We start from the raw sequence: 19,828 nt of genomic DNA on the forward strand, positions 1-19,828 counted from the left end.
CTCCAATCCTGTCAGCAACAGGGGAAGTGTGACACTTCTGATTTGCAGATGTGGGACACTTTAACTTTGCGGCTACAACCGTTTGTCTTGTAATCCTGATTATGTTGCTTACGACTCCTTTTGGTACGCCCTTCATAATATATCAGAAATAGCTGCCTTCAACTGACAGTCAGCCACGTCGCCATGCCATCGGCTTGATGGCTGAGCATGTGGCAATGCAGCATCCACGCGCCCGGATTGTCGAGGACGGCGGTGATGGCGCGTGTCTCTCCCGCCGCCAGCAGGGTCGAGTCGCGCAGCGGACCGAGGCCTCCCGAAGTGTCCAGTTCGTGGAAATGGTGGCCGTGCAGGTGCATGACATGGGGAAAGCCGGTGCGGTTCTCGATCTCGATCCGCACGGTCTGGTTGCGTTTTGCCGCGACCAAGGGGCGACGTGGCAGGCCCGAGACGTCGTTCAGCGCCCATGTTCCGGTGCCGCGATGCGCAGGTGCGCCCGCGCCGCCTTGAAGCACAAGCCTTGTGGTGTGATCCGGCGTGCCGGGACGGGCCATGCGGTTTGGCGGCAGGGCTGGGATCGGCGCAGTCGAGGGGCTGCGCGTGCCGGTCACGGTCAATTGCCCCAGCAGGTCGTTCGCCCTATCATAGGTGTCGCGCAGCGCCACGGGGCCGGTGACGTCGGCGATCACGTCGCAGCGTTGACCGGGGGCCAGCACCATCGGAGCCAGCGCCTGCGGCCCCTCCAACGGCATCCCGTCCAGCGCCACGATCTTGCCCGCCAGCCCGGTCACGGACAGCCGGTAGATGCGGTCGATCGAGGGGTTGATGATCCGCAGGCGCAGCCGGTCGCCTTGCTGCACGCTGTCCCGCGACAGGATGGCGGCCTTGACGTTGCCCAAGCGCCCCTCGGTGGCAAAACGCGCGGGATCGAAGCTGTCATCATACTGGCCGTCCGCATCCAGCAGCAGGTCGAACAGCTGCACGGTGATGTCGTGGTCGACGGCGGGCGGGTCGCGTTCCTCGACGATGAAGGCCCCGAAGAGGCCCCGGCTGACCTGTTCATAGGACAGGTAATGCGAGTGATACCAAAAGGTCCCCGCATCGGCTACGTCGAACCGGTAGTCAAAGCGTTCGCCGGGGATGACCACATCCTGTGTCAGCACGTTCACCCCGTCCATGCGGTTGGGCACGCGCAGCCCGTGCCAATGCACCAAGGCCCCGTCGTTCAGCCCATTGTCCAACCGGATCTGCGCCCTGTCGCCTTGTCTAAAACGGATCTCCGGCCCCGGAACCTGCCCGTTGAAGGCCAGCATCGGCAGGCGTCGCCCGGCAACAACCGTTTCGACCTCTTCGGGGCGCAGGGTGACGCGGCTTGGTGCCGAGAAGGCCGGTGTTGCTGCGCTTGCAGCCAATAAGGCCAAAGCCTGTCGCCTTGTCATCTGCATCGCGGGGTCCTCCGATTGTTCCGGCCGGGTTTTCGGATACCGTGCTCCGGGGTTCAACCCGCGAGGGCTTCACGCCGTCGTCACCTTGGGGTGCAAAGTCACGCGGGCGCCGATCTCGACCCTTTCATACAGGTCCTTGACGTGCTCATTGGTCAGCCGCGCGCAGCCGTTCGAGACGGCGCTGCCGATGGTCGAGGGCGCATTGGTGCCGTGGATGCGCAGATAGGTGTCACGCCCCTGATCGTCATGCAGGTACAGCGCCCTTGCGCCGAGCGGATTGTTCGGGCCGCCCTTCATGCCGTTCTTGTATTTGGCATATTTCCCCGGATCGCGGCGGATCATCGACTGGGTCGGGCGCCACCACGGCCACTTGGCCTTGCGCGCGACAGTAAAGACGCCGGATTCGTACAGCCCCTTGCGCCCGACGCCCACGCCATACCGGATCGCCGCCCCGTCCTTCCCCATCAGATACAGGTGGAACTCGTCTGGCACCACGTGGATGTCCCCAGGCAGCCAGTCTGTGCGACCGGTCTGCACGGCCGTCGGGTTGAAGTGGTCGGGCAATGTGACCTGATGGGCGCGCGCCAGCGTCGGCGCGGCCAAGGCCATGGCCAGCCCCGTTATGATCGTGCGGCGTGTATATCCAGTCATGACATCTCCTGTTCTCGCATGCGTTTCAGCAGGCCAGCCCGCAATGCCTGCGCCCAGTCAAATGCCCGTGATCCTGCCCTGCGCAGGCGGGCCTGTTTCCCCGAAAGCACGGAATTCGCGCCATTTCGGAACCCTCCAGCGCTGGAAGGGCGTTTGCTTCACATGTGAGCCAAGCGGGAGAGGATTGATGAAGTATTCCAGATTTTTCCTGATGATCGGCACGTCGACGCTGGTGATGTTCGTGCTGATGTATCTGAACACCTACCTTCTGGGGCACGTCTTCTTTTCGGAAACGCGGGCTTGGATGGCTGTGCTGATGGGGGCCACGATGGCCTTTGTCATGCTGTCCTTCATGCTGTCGATGTACACCAACAAGGCGCTGAACGCGGGCATCTTCGTGGGCTCCGTCGTGGTCTTTGCGCTGTCGCTCTGGCTGGTGCGCAGTCAGGTCACGGTGCAGGACCGGTCCTTCATGCGGGCGATGATCCCGCACCATTCGATTGCCATCATGACCTCATCGCGGGCCGAGATCACCGATCCGCGCGTGGCGACACTGGCCGAGGCCATCGTCTATGCGCAGGACAAGGAAATCGCCGAGATGCGCTATTTGATCGCCGATATCTCGGCCAATGGCGAGGCTGATCCGACCGGCGAGACCGCCGCGCCCGAGGTGGTCGACGCCCGACAGGCTCTGTCGACCGAGGTGACCGCCACCGTCGACCCGGAATTCCTGACCGCCGACGACATCGCCAAGGCCCTGCCCGACGGCGCCACCTGCCGGTTTACCTACACCGCAACCAGCCCCGCCGTTCTGGCGGTGGACGAGGATGCCGCGGTGATGAAGATCAGCGGTGACCTCGTGCGGCTCGACCGGCAGGGTGACGGCTTTGGTGCCGACCCGCTGCGCGCCGACCTTCGCGAGGCCGACGACCTGACCGATCTGATCGTCACCGCTGGACCGGATTACTCCGCCGGGTTCCGCGGCCAATACACCTGCGAAGGAGGTCAATGATGCCCAAGGATACAACGCAAACCGCCACGCTCTACCGGATGGTCATGCCCGACCACCTCTGCCCGTTTGGGTTGAAATCCAAGGATTTGCTGGAACGTCAGGGCTACACGGTCGATGACCACCATCTGGAAACGCGCGAGGAAACCGACGCGTTCATGAAGAAGCACGGGGTCGAAACGACGCCGCAGACCTTCATCAACGGCGAGCGCATCGGCGGCTATGACGACCTGCGCGTGCATTTCGACCTCGACCCGCCCAAGGAGGACCAGAGCGACACCAGCTACCAGCCGGTCATCGCAATCTTCTCCGTCGCGGCGCTGCTGGCGCTGGGGCTTTCGTGGCACCAATACAGCACGGTCCTGACGGTGCGCGCCGTGGAATGGTTCATCTCGCTGTCGATGACGATACTCGCGATCCAGAAATTGCAGGACGTCGAGAGCTTTTCGACCATGTTTCTGAACTACGACCTGCTCGCCCGCCGCTGGGTGCCCTACGGCAAGGTTTACCCGTTCGGCGAGGCGCTGGCGGGCGTCCTGATGACCGCCGGAGCCCTGACATGGCTGTCGGCCCCCGTGGCGCTGTTCATCGGCACGGTTGGCGCCGTCAGCGTGTTCAAGGCGGTCTACATCGACAAGCGCGCGCTGAAATGCGCCTGCGTCGGCGGGTCGTCCAACGTGCCGCTGGGCTTCGTGTCGCTGACCGAGAACCTGATGATGATCGCCATGGGCCTGTGGATGGGCAGCAAGGCACTGTTCGGGTGATGGTCTGAAAAATGCCTTTTTTCCCGCGCCTACATGCTCGGCACGGAAATTTTGGCCACACGTTTTGGTGACTTGCCGGGTGTCGTTTTCTCGCTTATCGATTCACGAATGTCTCACTGGATTCGCGCACTTCTGGTCAAATTTCAGGTCGTCGCCCTTTTTCTGGCGATGGCCCTGATGCCGTCCAACGCGTCCGCGATGATCCTGTGCGACGGACACGAGGCGACCATTGAGCAGGCGCACGACCACGCCAGTCAAACAACGGACCACGCGGTTGATCACGCTACGGATCATTGCGCATCGCATATTTGCGTCCTCGGCGATCTACGGTCAGCGGATGCGGAGGCGCCGCGCGCCATTCCAGTGTCGATCCGGTCCTGGGACATAGCTTCGCTTGTCATCACCGCAATTCCCGAAGGTTTGCAGCGCCCCCCACGTGCCTGATGCAGCCCCGCCGCGGCGATTCGCCTGCGGATAACTGCATCTGACACGACGAGGGACTACCAGTGAAACTTGCTATTGCGGCTGGATTGCCGCTGCTCGTGGGTGCCTGTGCGGCACTTCCCGAGCTTGACACCGCGCCTGGGTTGACGGCCGCGTCTGTGACGCCGCCTGCGACCATGGCGCAACCTGGACCGAATGTGGCCTATCTTGGCTACCGGCTTCAAGAACCCGCTGACTGGCGCAGCCTGAACGATGCACAGCGGGAGGGCGGCAAATGAAACTGCCGTTGATGCTCGGCGCGGCGCTGCTGGTGGCAGCCTGCGCCAATCCCGCTGTAATCGAGCGCGCAAAGGCCGACCGTGCCGGTTTCGTCAGCGTCGAAGAGGGCGCCCGCAAGGCCGTCGGGGCTGTGCCCGTTTGGAACCAGTCCGCTGCCGATATCGAGGCCACGGAAAGGCGCGTGCACGCCCTGGTCCATGGCAAGACGATCAGCGCCGATACCGCAGTGCAGGTCGCGCTGATCAACAACCGCGCGCTTCAGGCCAGCTTTGCCGAGCTGGGACTGTCTTCGACGGACCTGTGGGAGGTGGCCATGGGCCCGGTGCCCACGCTCGGCGTATCCGTTTCGGGCCTGGCGGGTGACGTGACCCGCACGCTCGAGGCGACCGTGGCGGGCGCGCTTCTGGATCTTGCAACGACCAAGCCGCGTACCCAGCTGGCCGAAGTCCGCTTTCGCCAGGCGGAACTGGCGGCGCTGGCACAAACCATTGACCTTGCCGTGGAAACCCGCCGCGCCTGGATCGAAGCGGTCGGGGCCTTCGAGGCGGCCGCGCTGATCGGACAGACCCACGGCACGGCCGAGGCCGCATCGGAGCTGGCGGTGCAGTTGGGCCGGACCGGCGCCATGAACAAGGCCGACCAGGCGCGCGAACATGCCTTTACCGCAGAACTGGCGGCTGAACGCGCCGCCGCCCGGCTGGAGGCACAGCTGGCCAAGGAAAAGCTGCTGCGCCTGATGGGTCTGTGGGGGAGCGCCACCACCGTCTACGTGCCCGATGCGCTGCCCGCCCTGCCGCGCGGTCCGCGCGCGGCAGGCAACATTGAGCAGCAGGCACTGGCCAACCGCGTCGACCTGGCCGCGGGCAAGCTGGAACTGCAGGCCATCGCCTTGGATTATCGTCTGACCGGCAAGACCCGCATGGTGTCCGACGCGGCGCTGGTCGCCGGGGTCGAGCTGGAGCGCGCCAACGGCGAAACCGAGGCCACGCCCGCGCTGGCGCTGGATTTCGAAATCCCGCTGTATGACACTGGCCCGCTGGTGTCGAAACGCGGCCGCATGGCCTACCTGCAGGCGGCGAACACCCTTGCACAGCAGGCCATCGACGCGCGGTCGGACGCGCGCATGGCCTACAAGGCGGTCACGGGGCGGCACAACATCGCGCGACATTGGCGCGACCAGGTACTGCCGCTGCGCCGCCAGATCGATGAAGAGGCGCTGCTGTCCTACAACGGCATGCTGACCTCTACCTTCGAACTGATCGCCGACGCGCAGGAGGGGCTGGACTCCCGGCTGTCCGCCGCCGAGGCCAAGCGAGACTACTGGCTCGCCGAAACCGAAGCGACCGCCGCGATCTGGGGCGGATCCGTAACCCTGTCCAAAGGAGGGGAAGAATGATGAACCGTCGTCAATTGCTGGGCGCCGGGCTGACCGCCGGTGCCGGTGCCGTGCTGGCCTCGGCCGCCGCCGCGGAAACCCGTTTCCGCGACCTGCCAGAGGCCGCCTTTACCGACATCCCCTACACGCAGGTGCCAGACCGTCCCATGACCGGACTGGATTATAACCCGGTCGTGACGCTGAACGGCTGGTCCCTGCCGTGGCGGATGAACGGCAACGTGAAGGAATTCCACCTCGTCGCCGAGCCGGTCGAGCGCATCATGGCGGATGGCATGATGGCGCGGCTGTGGGGCTATAACGGCCAATCCACCGGCCCCACCATCGAGGCGGTCGAGGGCGAGCGCGTGCGCATCTACGTGACCAACCGCTTGCCGGAACACACATCCGTGCATTGGCACGGGCTGATATTGCCTTCGGGGATGGACGGCGTCGGTGGCCTCAGCCACCCCGCGATCCCGCCGGGCAAGACCTTTGTGTATGAGTTCGACCTGACCAAGTCCGGCACCTTCATGTACCACCCGCATGCGGATGAGATGGTGCAGATGGCCATGGGCATGATGGGCCTGTTCATCGTGCATCCGCGCGACCCGGCCTTCATGCCGGTGGATCGGGATTTTGCGTTTCTGCTGGCGGCCTACGACATCGATCCCGGCACCTACATCCCGCGCGTGGCCGAGATGACCAACTTCAACATGTGGACCTGGAACAGCCGGATTTTCCCTGACATTGATCCCTTGGTGGTGAACAAGGGCGACCGGGTGAGGGTGCGCTGTGGTAACCTGACGATGACCAACCACCCGATCCACATGCACGGCTACGACTTCCATGTCACCTGTACAGATGGCGGCTGGGTGCCCGAAACAGCCCGCTGGCCGGAGGTCAGCATCGACATTCCCGTCGGTGCCATGCGGGCCTATGAATTCGACGCAATCCACGAAGGTGACTGGGCGATCCATTGCCACAAGTCACACCACACGATGAACGCCATGGGCCATGAATTGCCCACGGTGATCGGTGCCGACAAGACCCGACTGACCCAGATGATGCGCCGCCATCAGCCCGGTTACATGCCGATGGGCACCGCCGGAATGGCCGACATGGGCGAGATGTCCATGGAAATCCCCGAGAACACCATCCCGATGATGGCGGGCTGGGGACCCCATGGCCCGCTGGAAATGGGTGGCATGTTCAGTGTCGTGAAGGTCCGCGAGGGCATCGACCGCGACGATTACAGCGATCCCGGCTGGTATCAGAACCCGCCCGGAACCGAAGCCTACGAATGGACGGGCGAGCTGCCCGAACACGCAAGCAACACCAGCCCCAAAACCGTGATCACGCCGCGCGGCGGCGTGCGGCAGGGTTGATGCAAGAGCACAGGAGAAACGCGCTCATGAGAACTGCACTTCTGATACTGGGGCTGGCCATGGCGCCCGCCCTGGCCCCTGTCCCGGGCTTGGCAGACGCCGGACATGGCAGCGGGCAGATGGCCGTCGGCATGCCCGCCATGCACGGCCATGAACCCACCCGCACGATCGACGTCATCATGCGGGAGGATTACGACAAGGACGCGCCTTTCGTCTTTGAACCCTCGGCTGACATGGTCTTTGCGGCGGGTGAAACCGTCCGTCTGCACATCGTCAACATGGGCGAGGAAACCCACGAGTTCGTCATGGACACGATGGCGGAAAACGCCGAGCACAAGGTGTTGATGGCAAAGTTCCCCGAGATGGAACACGACGACCCGAACTCGGTACGACTGGATCCCGGCGAAGAGGCCGACATCCTCTGGACCTTCAACAAAGCGGGCAAGTTCGAATTCGCCTGCCTCCTGCCCGGCCACTACGAGGGCGGCATGCACGGCGCCCTTATCGTCAACTGATCTTCAATCCACAGGAAATCCAAAATGAACAAACTTCTGAAACTGTCCGCCGCCATGATCCTTGCAGCCGGGGCCGCGTTGGCTGAGGGCGACCACCCGATGTCCTCGGGGACCGTAACCAAGATCGACACCAAGTGGAACAAGGTCACAATCGATCACGGCCCGCTGGAAAATCTCGACATGCCCGCCATGAAGATGGTGTTCGATCTGTCCGATCCGACCATGCTCGACGGTTTGAGCGAGGGTGCCAGGATCACCTTCCTTGCAGAGCGGGTGAACGGTAAACTGACCGTCACCGAACTGTCGAAGTGAAACTGCTGCGCGCCCCTGTTGCGGGGCGCGCTTGCACGTCAGGCTTGGTTCGCGTCGCTGCGCGCCAGATCCTGAAGGATCGGGCAGTCGGGGCGGTGATCCCCGGCGCAGGCGTGGATCAGCGTGTCGAGGGTGGCGCGCATGGATTGCAGCTGCGCGATCTTCTCATCGATCTGCCGCAGGTGTTCCTCGGCCACCGCCTTGACCTGCGCACTTTCGCGGTGATCGTCCTCATACAGCGCCATCAGCGTCCGGCAATCCTCGATGGTGAAGCCAAGCGCGCGGGCCCGGCCCAGAAAGGCCAGCTTGTGCAGGTCGCTTTCGCGGAAGCTGCGATAGCCGTTTTCGCTGCGCTGCGGGCGGATCAGCCCGATATCCTCGTAATAGCGGATGGTCTTGGGCGGCAAGCCCGATTGGCGGGCGACGTCTCCGATGTTCATTCTTGCCTCCTTATTCCGCCGGGGCGGCCACGGGCGCCGCGCCGCTGCGGGCCGGATCGGCCCGTTCCGACATCGCGGGCGCGACGCGGCGCAGGCGCAGCGCGTTGGTCAGGACAAGGACCGAGGACAGCGCCATCGCCCCCGCCGCCAGCATCGGCGACAGCAGCACACCCCAGACCGGGTACAGGGCCCCTGCCGCCACCGGGATCAGCGCGGTGTTGTAGGCGAAGGCCCAGAACAGGTTCTCGCGGATGTTGCGCATGGTCCGGGTCGAGACCTCGACCGCGTTGACCACCCCGCGCAGGTCGCCCGACATCAAGACCACATCGGCGGATTCGATGGCCACGTCGGTGCCGGTGCCGATGGCAATGCCCACATCCGCATGGGCCAGCGCGGGGGCATCATTGATGCCATCCCCGACAAAGGCGACGCGGCGGCCTTGGCGCAAGGCCTCCAGCGCGGCGACCTTGCCATCGGGCAGCACCCCGGCGACGACATGATCGATGCCGGTTTCGCGGGCGATGACATCCGCCGTGGCCTGCTTGTCACCAGTAATCATGGCGACGGTCAGCCCCTTGGCGCGCAGGGCGGCGATGGCCGCCTTGCTGGCGGGTTTCACCGGATCGGCCACACCGATCACCGCCGCGACCTGCCCGCCGATGGCGGCGAACAGCGCGGTGCGGCCAGTCTCCGCCAGTTCCGCCTCGCGATCCGCCAAGGCACTGACATCCACACCTTCACGCGTCATCAAGCGGTCGGCACCGATCAACACCTCCCGGCCCTCGACCTCGGCGCGCACACCGTAGCCCGTGACCGAGGCAAACCCCGCGATCTGCGGCAGGGTCATCCCCTCGGCCTGTGCGGCACGCACGATCGCCTCGGCGATCGGGTGCTCGGACTGCGCCTCGACAGCGGCCACCACGGGCAGCACCCCGGCGCGGTCAAAGCCCGGCGCCAGCACGAGGTCCGTCAATTCCGGGCGACCCTCGGTCACGGTGCCGGTCTTGTCCAAAGCCACGACCTGCACGCCATCCAGCGCCTGCAACGCGTCACCCTTGCGAAACAGCACGCCCAGTTCGGCGGCGCGCCCCGTGCCCACCATGATCGAGGTCGGCGTGGCAAGACCCATCGCACAGGGGCAGGCAATAATCAGCACCGACACACCCGCCACCAAAGCCATGGTCAGCGCGGGCTGCGGCCCGACGACCAACCAGACCAGCACGGTCAGCACAGCGACGCTCATGACGGCGGGGACGAACCACAGGGTGATGCGGTCGACCAAGCCCTGAATCGGCAGCTTTGCCCCCTGCGCCTCTTTGACCATGCGGATGATCTGCGCCAGCGTCGTATCCTGCCCGACGCGCCCCGCGCGGACCGTCAGGCTGCCGGTGCCGTTGACCGTGCCGCCGGTCACGCTGTCGCCAATGGCCTTGGCCGCCGGAACCGGCTCTCCGGTGAGCATGCTTTCATCGACACGGCTGGCGCCCTCTGTCACCTCGCCATCGACGGCAATACGCTCGCCCGGGCGGACCAGAACGATGTCCCCTTGCGCCAGTTCCTCGACCGGGATTTCCACGGTCTCGCCGCCGCGCAGCACGCGCGCGGTCTTGACCTGCAACCCCAGCAGTTTCTCGATGGCGGCACCGGTGCGCCCCTTGGCGCGGGCCTCAAGGAACCGGCCCAGCAGGATCAACACGACGATCACCGCCGCTGCCTCGAAATAGACGGCACGCAGGGCGTCGGGCAAAAGCCCCGGCAAGAAGGTCGCCACGACCGAATACATATACGCCGCCCCGGTGCCCACCGCGACAAGGCTGTTCATGTCCGGCGCGCCCTTCAGCAATGCGGGGATGCCCTTGGCGTAGAACATCCGCCCCGGCCCGGCCAGCACGAGGGTCGTCAGCAGGAATTGCAGCACCCAGCTGGTCTGCTGGCCGATGGTGGCGTTGATCCAGTGGTGAAAGGCCGGGAAGACATGCCCGCCCATCTCCACGATGAAGACCGGCAGCGCCAGCGCCGCGGCAAAGGCCATGCGCCGCGACAACGCGCGGGCCTCTTCGGCCTTGCGGGTGCTGCGATCCTCGGTGTCGGTGGCCTCGGCCAGCCGGGCGGGATAGCCCGCCTGCGTGCTGGTCGCGACCAGCTGGGCCGGGGTGACGGCCCCTTCGGCATAGGTGACGGTGGCGGTTTCGGCGGCGAGGTTCACGTTGACCTCCAGCACGCCCGGCACCGCCGCCAGCGCACGATCCACCCGCCCGACACAAGACGCGCAGGACATGGACTCGACGGTCATCGTCACCCGCCCGGTGCGCGCCGGATAGCCCAGATCGGCCAGCGCAGCCACGACCTCGCCCGCGCGGTCGGGGCTGTCCACCTGCATCCGCGCCGATTCAGACGCGAGGTTCACCGACACGTCGCTCACGCCCTCCAGAGTCGACAGTCCGCGATCCACGCGGCCCACGCAGGACGCGCAGGACATGCCTTCGACAGACAGGGTCAGGGGAATCGGGTCCGACATGGGGGGCTCCTTCGCTTTGATCTTGCGGCAGAGATAGGGCTTCCAGTCACTGGAGGGTCAAGGGCCGAAAATAAATTTCTGCGCCGCTCCGACCATCTTGACCTTCCCCCCGCTGGAACCTCTATCTCCCTGTCAGTCAAAATCCGGAAAGGTATGAACATGGACTTCAAGGTTCCCGACATGAGCTGCGGCCACTGCACCTCGGCCATCGAGAAATCGGTCAAATCGGCAGACCCGGCGGCGCAGATCGCCTGCGATCTGGACACCCGCACGGTGCGTATCGACAGCGCGCTCAGCGCCGATCAGCTGTCGGCTGCGATCAAGGACGCCGGATACGAGTCCACCGCAGCCTGAGCGACACCGCTGCCCGCGCATGGACGCGGGCAGCGCACATTCATTCAGCGGCTTGGCGCGCTTCGGCAACCAGCTTGGCCAATTGGTCGGTTTCAACGAAACCGGGCACCAATGCGTCGCCGATCACGAAAGACGGGGTGCCGTTGAACCCAAGCGCCTGCGTCAACTGCATCGAGGTCGCGATATGGTCTTCGACTTCCGGGGCATCCATGTCGGCACGTAATTGCTCGATGTCCAGACCCACCTCTTCGGCCACGCGTAGCACGCTGGCCTCTTCGGCGCGGCCTTCGTTACCCATCATCGCCCAATGGAAGTCTTCGTATTTTCCCTGCTTGCGGGCCGCCAGCGCAGCCTTTGCGGCAAAGACCGAGCCGTCGCCGAGAATCGGCCATTCGCGATAAACCAGACGGATGTTCGGATCCGCGTCGATGAGCGCGCGGACCTCGGGTTTCACGCGGCGGCAATAGGGGCAGTTGTAGTCAAAGAACTCGACCACGGTCACGTCGCCGTCGGGATTGCCCAGCACCGGGGCGTTCGGGTCATTCTCGATCAACTCGCGCTGTGTGTCCAGCGCACGCGCCTGCGCATCGGCCTGCGCGCCCGCCTGACGTTGCTCAAGGATCGCCACCGCTTCCATCACGATTTCCGGGTTCTCGCGTATCGCTTCGAGAACCAGCTCCTTGATCCGCGCCTCGTCGAGATCCTGCGCCAGGGTCGGCAACGGCGTCAGCGCGACCAGCGCCAGAGCAAGTATGGGGGTTTTGAATGTCATGTCAGTTGTCTCCGTTTTCCATGTCGGCCTTGCTGCGTTCGGCCTGCACCTGCTGGGTCCGGTCTGGCCAGGTGGAGCGGATGTAGGCGAGGATGTTCCTGATCTGTTGATCGCTCAGTCGGTCGTCAAAGCCGGGCATGCCGCTATCGAACTCCATGCCCTGCTGTGCCATGAAGCCCTTGCCGCCCAGCTTGGTATAGCCGAACAGCACGCGGTCGCTGTGATGCCAGGTGTGGCCGGTTTCGTCATGCGGCGGGGCAGGCAGTCGGCCATCCGGGCCGGGCGCGCGCCAGTCGGGCTGCCCCTGCAACTCGGCCCCGTGGCAAGAGGCGCAATTCTCGGCATACAAGACCTCGCCTTCGGCGATATCCGGCGTGTCGGCCAATGCGGTCTGCGCCAGAACCAGCGCGGCCCCGATGATGGATACTGACCCCTTCATGTGACCTCCAACCATGTGGTCATGCCGGACGCGGCGTGTTCAAGCATGTGGCAATGGAAGAGCCACTTGCCCGGGTTGTCCGCGACAAAGGCGATTTCCCGGGTCTCGTTCGCGCCGATCAGCAGCGTGTCGCGCATCGATCCTGTCTTACCTTGGGTGACCTCACGGAAGTGCATACCGTGAAGGTGCATGGCGTGGGGAAATACGGTGTCATTGGTGATCGCGACCCGCGCGTGGTCGCCCCGCGACAGCGTCGTCAAGGGCGTGTCGGGCATATTCGCCACGTCGTTCAACGCCCAGAAATAGCCCGCTGCCGCGAGCTGGCGAAAGCCCTTGCGTTCACCGTTCAGCACCGCCGCGTTCATCCGTCCCATCGCGCCGCCCGACATGTACAGCTTGACTGGCGTGGCATTGGCCAGATCGAGCAAATCCATTCGCGGATTGGGTGGCAACGCGGCGGGGGCGGCGCGAGCCACCTGCGCACCCTGCCCCGTCACCGTAAAGGCCACCTGCGGAAAGGGTTCATTGGTATCGACATTCAACAGCGCCGCCGGTTCGCCCTGCGCGGCGGTGATGTCGACGAACAAGTCGATCCGCTGCGCCGGACCCAGCAGGAGCGTGTCCGCGACCGGCTGCGGCTGTGCCAAGGGCATCCCGTCAAGTGCGACGGTCCAGCCCGTCATCCCCTGTAGCCGCAGCGCAAAAATGCGCGCGTTGGCGGCATTGATCAGGCGCAGCCGCAGTCGGTCGTTCCGCTGTGCCGTCAGGGTCAGATTATACTGACCGTTGGTGGTGACGTAGTTCCCGCTTCGCCCGCCGTGGCTCATCATCATCGGCTGGTCAAACGTGTCGGCGATCTGACCGGTTTCAGGGTCGATCAGCCAGTCGTCGAGGATCAGCACCTCGTCGCGATCCACGTCAGGGGCATGAGGCTCTTCGACGATCAACGCACCGCGCAGTCCGCGCGCAACCTGCACGTATGATCGGTTATGCGCGTGATACCAATAAGTTCCGGCATCCGGCACGGTGAAGTCATAATCAAAGGTCTCGCCCGGCCGCACCGCGTCCTGCGTCAGGCCCGACACACCGTCCATGACGTTGTCGATGCGGATGCCATGCCAATGCACGGAGGTGGCCTCGGGCAGGTCATTGACCAGTTGTCGTTGCACGCGCGCGCCTTGCGGCACACGGATCTCGGTGCCGGGGACCGCGCCGTCATAGCCCCAGATGCGCGTCTGCGGGTAACCATTGGGCAGCAGTTGCAGGCTGGCCTCGCGCGTGACCAGAGGTATGGCACCGCTGAGGGACTGCGCCCGCAGTGGCAGGCCCAGACCCGCCGCCGCCCCCGCGAGGGCAAGGAAAGTGCGCCGCGTGTATGTCATACGCTTGTGTCCTTTGCAGGGGACGAGGGCCACCGTGGCCCCCGCCCGTCTCGTGTCAGTCCGTCTGCCCGCCGTCTTCGCCTTGCAGAAGGTAGGTCGCCATGGCGGTCCGGTCCTCGGGTGTCATGAAGCGCGTGTTCTCGCGCACCACTTCGGACATGCTTCCACCAAAGGCATCACCCGAAGGCGTCAACCCGGTTTCCAGCGCATACGCCAGCGCCGAAACCGTCCAGCCGCCCTCTTCCAGCGCCTGCGGTTGAATCGAGGGTGCCTTGCTGCCGCCGGGCAGAGCCGCGTTTCCGGCGAACCGTGCAGCAAGGTCTCGCCCCCCGGCAAGATTGCGGGGGGTATGGCAGGCACCGCAATGGGCTGGGCCGCGGACCAGTTCCCGTCCCCGGTTCCATGCGTCGCTGCGGCCCTCGACCGGCCGGGTGTCCGGGTCGTGGAGAAAGGCCGCGCGCCACAGTTTCAGCCCCCAACGCTGATCGAAGGGGAACCCCACCACATGATCGGGCGCAGGGTCTGCAACGGGCGGCACCGTCTGGAACGCCGCCCAGAGATCGGCGATGTCCTGATCGGTGAAGTCCGCGTAAAACGCATAGGGAAAGGCCGGATAATACGGGGTTCCGTTTGGCCCGACCCCCTGCCGGACCGCCCTTGCGAATTGCTCGACCGTCCAGTTGCCAAGGCCACTGACCGGGTCAGTGGTCAGATTTGGCGGGTGGAACGTGCCAAAAGGCGTATCCAGCGGCGCGCCGCCCGCAAGAGGCGCACCGCCTGCCTCGAAATTCGAGTGGCAAGAGATGCAGCCGCTGGCCCGTGCGAGATAGGCACCGCGATCAACATTGCCTGACAAGGTGATCGGGACGGTGGCAGCGCCGACCGGCCAGACGACCAGCGACACCACCCCCGCAAGCGCGACCGTGCCCAGCACCGCCGCGCCCATAAGGATGCGACGCATGGTCAGTCATCCTCGGCGCGGAAGCGCGCATGGCAGGCGGAACAGACCTGCGTGGTCATGTTGAAGGCCGCATCGGCGGGCATGGCACCGATGGCCTCAGCGCTCATCATGTCGGCTGAGTCGCCCATCATGGACCCGCCCCCCATCATGCTGCTCCCGCCCATCATGGCACCAGCGCCCATGCTGCCATCGCTTCCCAGACCGTTGGCCGCCGCCAATTCCAGCCCGCGCGCATAGGTTTCCAACTGGTCAGCCAGATCAGTGAAGCGGGCCCAGTCCTGCCAGATCTCATCCTTGGCCTCCGACGGGGCACCGCCGCTGCCTTCGGGGAATTGCTCTGTCAGGGCTTTGCCGGCATGGGCCTGAAAGGTGAGGGCGGCGGCGCGCAGGGCCTCCGCGTTATAGGCCGTTTCGCCGCGCATCATGGGAGTGACGGTTTTCACCGCCTTACCCATCGCCATCATGGCCTCCATGCGTTCCTTGACGATGCCTGTGGCGCTGCCATGGGCAAGTGCGGTCACGGTGGTGCCGGCAATCAGGATGGCGGCGGTCAAAGTCGTTTTTTTCATAGTCTCATGTCTCCGTTGATCGTTTTTCAGCTGAGTCATCAGACACGATATCGCGGCGGGGGTGGATCATCGGTAAAGCGCCAACCCTCGTCCAACCGAGCCTCCGAAAGCCGTGGCGTGTCGAGCCGAACAGGTGTGACCTCCGGCATATGAAGCGCAAGGAAGATCACCGCAGGGGCGCAGTCGATACCGGGGTGGCAATGGCCCTGTGCCTCGGAATCATGCACATGGTCCTCGACGGAGGCGATCCGGCGGCTTTCGGGATGCGGGTCGAACTCGGTCACGCCAAGCGACGCCAGCACCATCGTGCAGAGCAACACCAGACACAGCCGAAGTCCCACCCGAACCCGCATCAGTTGATCCCGTTCGCCCGCTGCAATTCCCGCACATAGGCGACGATCATCTTGACGTCGCCGTCGGTCACGCCGTCGATTTTCGGCATGTTGCCGAAGTTCCAGTGATGAGATTGCACGCCGTTCTTGGCTGCCATGAGAAAGGCCATGTCGCCATGATGGTTCGGCTCGTAGATCTTGTGGACCAGCGGCGGCGCGATGCCGTTCTGTCCTGCGGCGTTATCGCCATGACACTTGGCGCAGGCCGCTTCGAACATGGTCTTGCCCAGCTTTGCACTGGCCGACAGGTCATCGGGAAGAGAGACCTCGGCAATGGGCGCACCTTCAGCAATATTGCTGGTGTCCGGCGGCACCATCGAATGCCCTTGCGGCGCGTCCTGCGCGCCAAACACCTGCCATCCCAGTGCCGCGACACCACCGATCAGAACGACCCCGATCAGGCCCGTCAACTTGTCCATCTTGTCTGTCCTGCTTGTTTGATTTCAGATCAGTTTGACCTGTGTGCCAAGCGGCGCGCGGTCGTAGACCTCTTCGATCTGTCGGTTGTAGAGACCAATGCAACCGTTCGAGGACTTGCGTCCGATCTTGCGCGTGTCCTGCGTTCCGTGGATCCGGTAGTAGGTCCATGACAGGTATAGCGCCCGTGTTCCCAGGGGATTGGTCGGGTCGCCGCCCTCGACATATGCGGGCCATTCCGGGTTGCGTTCGCGCATCGACGGGGTCGGCGCCCAGCCGGGATTCTTGCGTTTTTCGACGACTTCGGTGTAGCCACGCTTGGTCAGTTCATCCGTCAGCGGAACCGATGTCGGATAGATCCGCATTTCACCCTCTGCAGTCCAGTGCTGCAGCATCTTGCTGGCGGTGTCGGCGATGATGATGCCCTTGCCAAGGTTATCGAAATGGTCATGCCAGTCATGGGTCCGAAATGCCGAGATGTTGCGCCGTTGCACATCCCCGGCGGCGCGCAGGATGCCCGGCGCTCCGATCAGACCGGCAGAGGCCATGGCCGCGCGCAGAACGGCGCGACGCGTCTGTTTCTGTCTGGTCATGGTCATACCCTCCGTCAACTTTGGCAATGATAGATACAGGCCGGGCCGCACACATCAATCGCAGCAGGGCCAGAGAAATGTATCTGTTTGTATCCTTGACCTTCCGCTGCCGGAGGGTGGCATAACCGCCATCGACGACACCGCGAAAGGATTGGGCGATGAAGGATGACAGGCACTCTGCCAGGGGCGCAGGAAAGCTGATGCATTGGGGCATGATGGCCTGCTGCGCCGTGATGCTGCTGCCGATCGCCGGATATTTCATCGGCGGCGGCACATTGTCGGGGCTGGGATCGAATGCACTGGCCTTTGCGCCGCTGGTGCTATGCGTCGGTGCGCACCTTGTCATGCACAAGATGATGGGCAAATCGTGCCACAGCCACGACACTGCCAAATCCGAGGCGCGCTCGGAGCGCCGCCCCGAGGAGGCCTGAAGGACTTGACCCCTCGCGTCTTTGTGCTTGGGGCAATGGCGGTTGTGTCGGGCTGTTCTGCCACGCTCAGTGACTGCTTCCGTTCGCCCTCAGCCCTGTCGACGCAGGGTGGAGATACGGTCGCGGCCTTGCTTCCCCCTGGCTGCGAGATCGTGGACGGATCGTCGCCCGGCGTTGCACAACTGCGTTGCGCAGATGGCCGGACAGGATTCGTTCTGAACACGGGAAACTGACGTGACCATGCTGCGCCGGAAGACGTATTTTGTCGGGTTTCTGACCGCCCTGTCGCTGATTGCGAGCGGGGCCTTGGCCGCCACGTCGGACGTTTATCGTTCGACCCCTGTCATTGCCCGGCTCATCACCGCGCAAAACGGTGTGGCGCCGGGATCACGCAGCTTGGCCGCCGGGTTGGACCTGACCATATCCGAGGGATGGAAGACCTATTGGCGCACGCCGGGAGAGGTCGGCACACCGCCCCGGGTCGACTGGTCCGGCTCGACCAACATCGCCGAAGTCGATTTTCAATGGCCTGCACCGGAACGCTTCACCGCCTTCGGCATCCAGAATTTCGGCTATCATGGAGAGGTTGTGTTCCCCTTGCGGATCACGCTGAAACAGCCCGGCACCGCGGCCCGGCTGCACGCGGCCGTGTCGCTGCTGGTATGCTCCGACATCTGCGTGCCTGAGGATTTCGTCCTGACGCTCGACCTGCCGCCGGGCAGCGGCATCGACCAGACCTCTGCCGACAGGATTGCGCGTTTCGTGGACAAGGTCCCGCAAATGGCCCCCGTTCCGCGCATCACCTCGGCGCAATTCCATGTGGATGACGCGGCCCGCAGCCTGACCGTCGCGCTGCGCAGCACCAAGGCCTTCGACGCGCCCGACATCTTCCCCGAGGCCGGTGACGGCGTCACCTTCGGTGCACCCGACATTCGGCTGGGCGAAGACGGACGCCTGCTTTGGGCGCGGCTCCCGATCCTGTCCTCTGGCCCGCCCGAGACACCGCGTATCACAGTGACCGACGGGGACACCCGCGCCTTTACGGTGCCAGCCACAAAGGTGGCAAGCGCCCCTGCCCCGCCCTTTCGTCTGGCAACGCGGAGGACCGGGGCGGGGATGCTGGCCGGGATCGCCGCGCTTGCCTTCCTTGGCGGTCTGATCCTGAACGTTATGCCCTGCGTGCTGCCCGTCCTGTCGATCAAGTTCTCGTCTGTCCTGCGCCACGGCTCAGAGGATCGCCCGCGCATCCGCCGCGGTTTTCTTGCCGCCGCCGCCGGGGTCCTCACCTTCATGTGGGCGCTTGCGGCGGTACTCTACGGATTGAAATGGGCGGGTGTGTCCGTGGGTTGGGGTCTGCAATTCCAGAACCCGGTCTTCCTTGCAGGTCTGATCGTCGTGATGACGGTTTTTTCCGGCAACCTGCTGGGCGCGTTCGAGATTTCCTTGCCGTCCAGGCTCCAGACATGGATGGCCAATAACGGCGGCGGAGATTTTGCCACAGGCCTTTTCGCGGCGGTCATGGCCACGCCCTGTTCCGCGCCGCTGCTGGGCACCGCCATAGCCTTTGCGCTGGCCGGTCGGGGTCTCGATATCGCCGTGATCTTTACCGCGCTGGGGCTGGGGCTGGCTCTGCCATACCTGCTGGTCGCGGCGTGGCCAGGAGTGGTGACGTGCCTGCCGAAGCCCGGGCGCTGGATGCTGCTGGTCAAGGTGGTTCTGGGGCTGATGCTGTTGGCCACGCTCGGGTGGCTGGTCTGGGTCATGAGCGGTGTCGCCGGGCCGTGGACTGCGCTCATCGTGCTGGCATTGGCGCTGTCGGTGACCGGGTTGCTGTCGCTCAGCCGCCTGTCACCGGGTCCGCGCCTGTCTGGCGCGGCGCTTCTGGTCGCTGTGACGTTGGTGGCCGCTCCCTTCGTGTCCACGCCCGCCGCCTCCCCCGCGCCGGACGGCAGCGCGCTGGCTTGGCAAAGCTTTGCCCGCGCCGAGATCGCGCGGCAGGTGTCGGGCGGGCAGGTCGTCTTTGTCGATGTCACTGCGGATTGGTGCCTGACCTGCAAGGCCAACAAAGCCCTGGTGCTGGAACGCGACCCGGTGCGCACGGCGCTGTCCGCTGACGGCATCACCCTCATGCAGGCCGACTGGACGCGCCCGGACGAGTCGATTGCGCGCTATCTCGAAAGCTTCGACCGTTACGGCATCCCCTTCAACGTCGTCTATGGACCGGGCGCGCCAGAGGGTATCGTCCTGTCGGAAATCCTGACGGACCGATCCGTGCTGAAGGCTCTCGATCGGGCAACCTTGCCGAACTGACATTTAAACATAATGTATATGGAATATGTTGGACCTTTAGTTGGTCTGCAGATCCGCGTCAGTGGGCATGGCCA

The 19,828-nt window shown here is 64.5% G+C and carries 22 protein-coding genes; 10 read left to right on the forward strand and 12 right to left on the reverse strand.

Annotation, left to right across the window (positions count from 1 at the left end):
- Window positions 1–158: 158 nt before the first annotated feature.
- Both D8Z78_RS15960 and D8Z78_RS15965 read right to left on the reverse strand, forming a co-directional pair.
- The gene (locus tag D8Z78_RS15960) at window positions 159–1,442 is read right to left on the reverse strand and encodes a multicopper oxidase family protein (RefSeq protein WP_240672153.1); all 1,284 of its coding nucleotides are present in this window, start codon (window positions 1,440–1,442) and stop codon (window positions 159–161) included.
- Between the two features lie 69 nt (window positions 1,443–1,511).
- A complete protein-coding gene (locus D8Z78_RS15965) occupies window positions 1,512–2,093 on the reverse strand; it encodes a L,D-transpeptidase (protein WP_058249054.1) in 582 nt (193 codons plus the stop codon).
- 187 nt (window positions 2,094–2,280) lie between these two features.
- Here D8Z78_RS15965 and D8Z78_RS15970 point away from each other — a divergent pair, with 187 nt between their 5' ends.
- The 7 genes from D8Z78_RS15970 (at window position 2,281) to D8Z78_RS24690 (ending at window position 8,176) form a co-directional block, all read left to right on the forward strand.
- Window positions 2,281–3,105 (forward strand): DUF305 domain-containing protein, encoded by an 825-nt coding sequence (locus D8Z78_RS15970; RefSeq protein ID WP_172431724.1) that lies wholly within the window; start codon window positions 2,281–2,283, stop codon window positions 3,103–3,105.
- Window positions 3,105–3,866 (forward strand): glutaredoxin family protein, encoded by a 762-nt coding sequence (locus D8Z78_RS15975; RefSeq protein WP_172431723.1) that lies wholly within the window; start codon window positions 3,105–3,107, stop codon window positions 3,864–3,866. The genes D8Z78_RS15970 and D8Z78_RS15975 overlap by 1 nt, the downstream gene beginning before the upstream one ends.
- A gap of 33 nt (window positions 3,867–3,899) precedes the next feature.
- Entirely contained in the window at window positions 3,900–4,310 is a 411-nt protein-coding gene (locus D8Z78_RS15980) for a hypothetical protein (protein ID WP_058249055.1), read from the forward strand.
- Between the two features lie 274 nt (window positions 4,311–4,584).
- On the forward strand, window positions 4,585–5,985 hold the full coding sequence (locus tag D8Z78_RS15985; protein ID WP_058249056.1) for a TolC family protein: 1,401 nt from the start codon (window positions 4,585–4,587) through the stop codon (window positions 5,983–5,985).
- Complete coding sequence (locus tag D8Z78_RS15990; protein WP_058249057.1) at window positions 5,982–7,349, forward strand: multicopper oxidase family protein; 1,368 nt, start codon at window positions 5,982–5,984, stop codon at window positions 7,347–7,349. Before D8Z78_RS15985 ends, D8Z78_RS15990 begins: the two co-directional genes overlap by 4 nt.
- A gap of 26 nt (window positions 7,350–7,375) precedes the next feature.
- On the forward strand, window positions 7,376–7,864 hold the full coding sequence (locus tag D8Z78_RS24685; protein ID WP_058249058.1) for a cupredoxin domain-containing protein: 489 nt from the start codon (window positions 7,376–7,378) through the stop codon (window positions 7,862–7,864).
- Between the two features lie 24 nt (window positions 7,865–7,888).
- The gene (locus D8Z78_RS24690; RefSeq protein ID WP_058249059.1) at window positions 7,889–8,176 is read left to right on the forward strand and encodes a copper-binding protein; all 288 of its coding nucleotides are present in this window, start codon (window positions 7,889–7,891) and stop codon (window positions 8,174–8,176) included.
- A 38-nt stretch (window positions 8,177–8,214) separates the two neighbouring features.
- Here the strand turns inward: D8Z78_RS24690 and cueR are convergent, their stop codons facing one another.
- On the reverse strand, window positions 8,215–8,616 hold the full coding sequence (gene cueR / locus D8Z78_RS16000) for a Cu(I)-responsive transcriptional regulator (protein ID WP_058249060.1): 402 nt from the start codon (window positions 8,614–8,616) through the stop codon (window positions 8,215–8,217).
- 10 nt (window positions 8,617–8,626) lie between these two features.
- Entirely contained in the window at window positions 8,627–11,134 is a 2,508-nt protein-coding gene (locus tag D8Z78_RS16005) for a heavy metal translocating P-type ATPase (protein ID WP_128910807.1), read from the reverse strand.
- Window positions 11,135–11,293: 159 nt separating this feature from the next.
- Here D8Z78_RS16005 and D8Z78_RS16010 point away from each other — a divergent pair, with 159 nt between their 5' ends.
- Complete coding sequence (locus D8Z78_RS16010; RefSeq protein ID WP_058249062.1) at window positions 11,294–11,488, forward strand: heavy-metal-associated domain-containing protein; 195 nt, start codon at window positions 11,294–11,296, stop codon at window positions 11,486–11,488.
- A 40-nt stretch (window positions 11,489–11,528) separates the two neighbouring features.
- On the opposite strand, the gene D8Z78_RS16015 is transcribed toward D8Z78_RS16010, so the two are convergent.
- From D8Z78_RS16015 to D8Z78_RS16050, 8 genes are read right to left on the reverse strand one after another with little or no spacing between them, the layout of a single operon-like run.
- Window positions 11,529–12,260, reverse strand: coding sequence for a DsbA family protein (locus tag D8Z78_RS16015; RefSeq protein ID WP_058249063.1), 732 nt, complete (start codon window positions 12,258–12,260; stop codon window positions 11,529–11,531).
- 1 nt (window position 12,261) lies between these two features.
- Window positions 12,262–12,699 carry a c-type cytochrome gene (locus D8Z78_RS16020; protein ID WP_106268390.1) on the reverse strand — a complete coding sequence of 146 codons (438 nt, stop codon included), beginning with the start codon at window positions 12,697–12,699 and terminating at the stop codon, window positions 12,262–12,264.
- Entirely contained in the window at window positions 12,696–14,081 is a 1,386-nt protein-coding gene (locus D8Z78_RS16025; protein WP_058249065.1) for a multicopper oxidase family protein, read from the reverse strand. Before D8Z78_RS16025 ends, D8Z78_RS16020 begins: the two co-directional genes overlap by 4 nt.
- A 55-nt stretch (window positions 14,082–14,136) precedes the next feature.
- Complete coding sequence (locus tag D8Z78_RS16030; protein WP_058249066.1) at window positions 14,137–15,042, reverse strand: c-type cytochrome; 906 nt, start codon at window positions 15,040–15,042, stop codon at window positions 14,137–14,139.
- Window positions 15,043–15,044: 2 nt separating this feature from the next.
- The gene (locus D8Z78_RS16035; RefSeq protein ID WP_058249067.1) at window positions 15,045–15,611 is read right to left on the reverse strand and encodes a c-type cytochrome; all 567 of its coding nucleotides are present in this window, start codon (window positions 15,609–15,611) and stop codon (window positions 15,045–15,047) included.
- Between the two features lie 38 nt (window positions 15,612–15,649).
- Entirely contained in the window at window positions 15,650–15,964 is a 315-nt protein-coding gene (locus D8Z78_RS16040) for a hypothetical protein (protein ID WP_058249068.1), read from the reverse strand.
- Window positions 15,964–16,422: a c-type cytochrome gene (locus D8Z78_RS16045; RefSeq protein ID WP_058249069.1), complete on the reverse strand. Its 459-nt coding sequence runs from the start codon at window positions 16,420–16,422 to the stop codon at window positions 15,964–15,966. The genes D8Z78_RS16040 and D8Z78_RS16045 overlap by 1 nt, the downstream gene beginning before the upstream one ends.
- 24 nt (window positions 16,423–16,446) lie before the next feature.
- Window positions 16,447–17,019, reverse strand: coding sequence for a L,D-transpeptidase (locus D8Z78_RS16050; protein ID WP_058249070.1), 573 nt, complete (start codon window positions 17,017–17,019; stop codon window positions 16,447–16,449).
- A gap of 194 nt (window positions 17,020–17,213) precedes the next feature.
- On the opposite strand from D8Z78_RS16050, the gene D8Z78_RS16055 reads away from it, so the two are divergent.
- On the forward strand, window positions 17,214–17,444 hold the full coding sequence (locus D8Z78_RS16055) for a DUF2933 domain-containing protein (protein WP_240672154.1): 231 nt from the start codon (window positions 17,214–17,216) through the stop codon (window positions 17,442–17,444).
- 240 nt (window positions 17,445–17,684) lie between these two features.
- Window positions 17,685–19,754 (forward strand): protein-disulfide reductase DsbD family protein, encoded by a 2,070-nt coding sequence (locus D8Z78_RS16060; protein WP_058249072.1) that lies wholly within the window; start codon window positions 17,685–17,687, stop codon window positions 19,752–19,754.
- The last annotated feature ends 74 nt before the right edge of the window (window positions 19,755–19,828 follow it).

The sequence above is a fragment of the Tropicibacter alexandrii genome, from assembly GCF_003667315.2.
Lineage (GTDB): Bacteria > Pseudomonadota > Alphaproteobacteria > Rhodobacterales > Rhodobacteraceae > Tropicibacter > Tropicibacter alexandrii.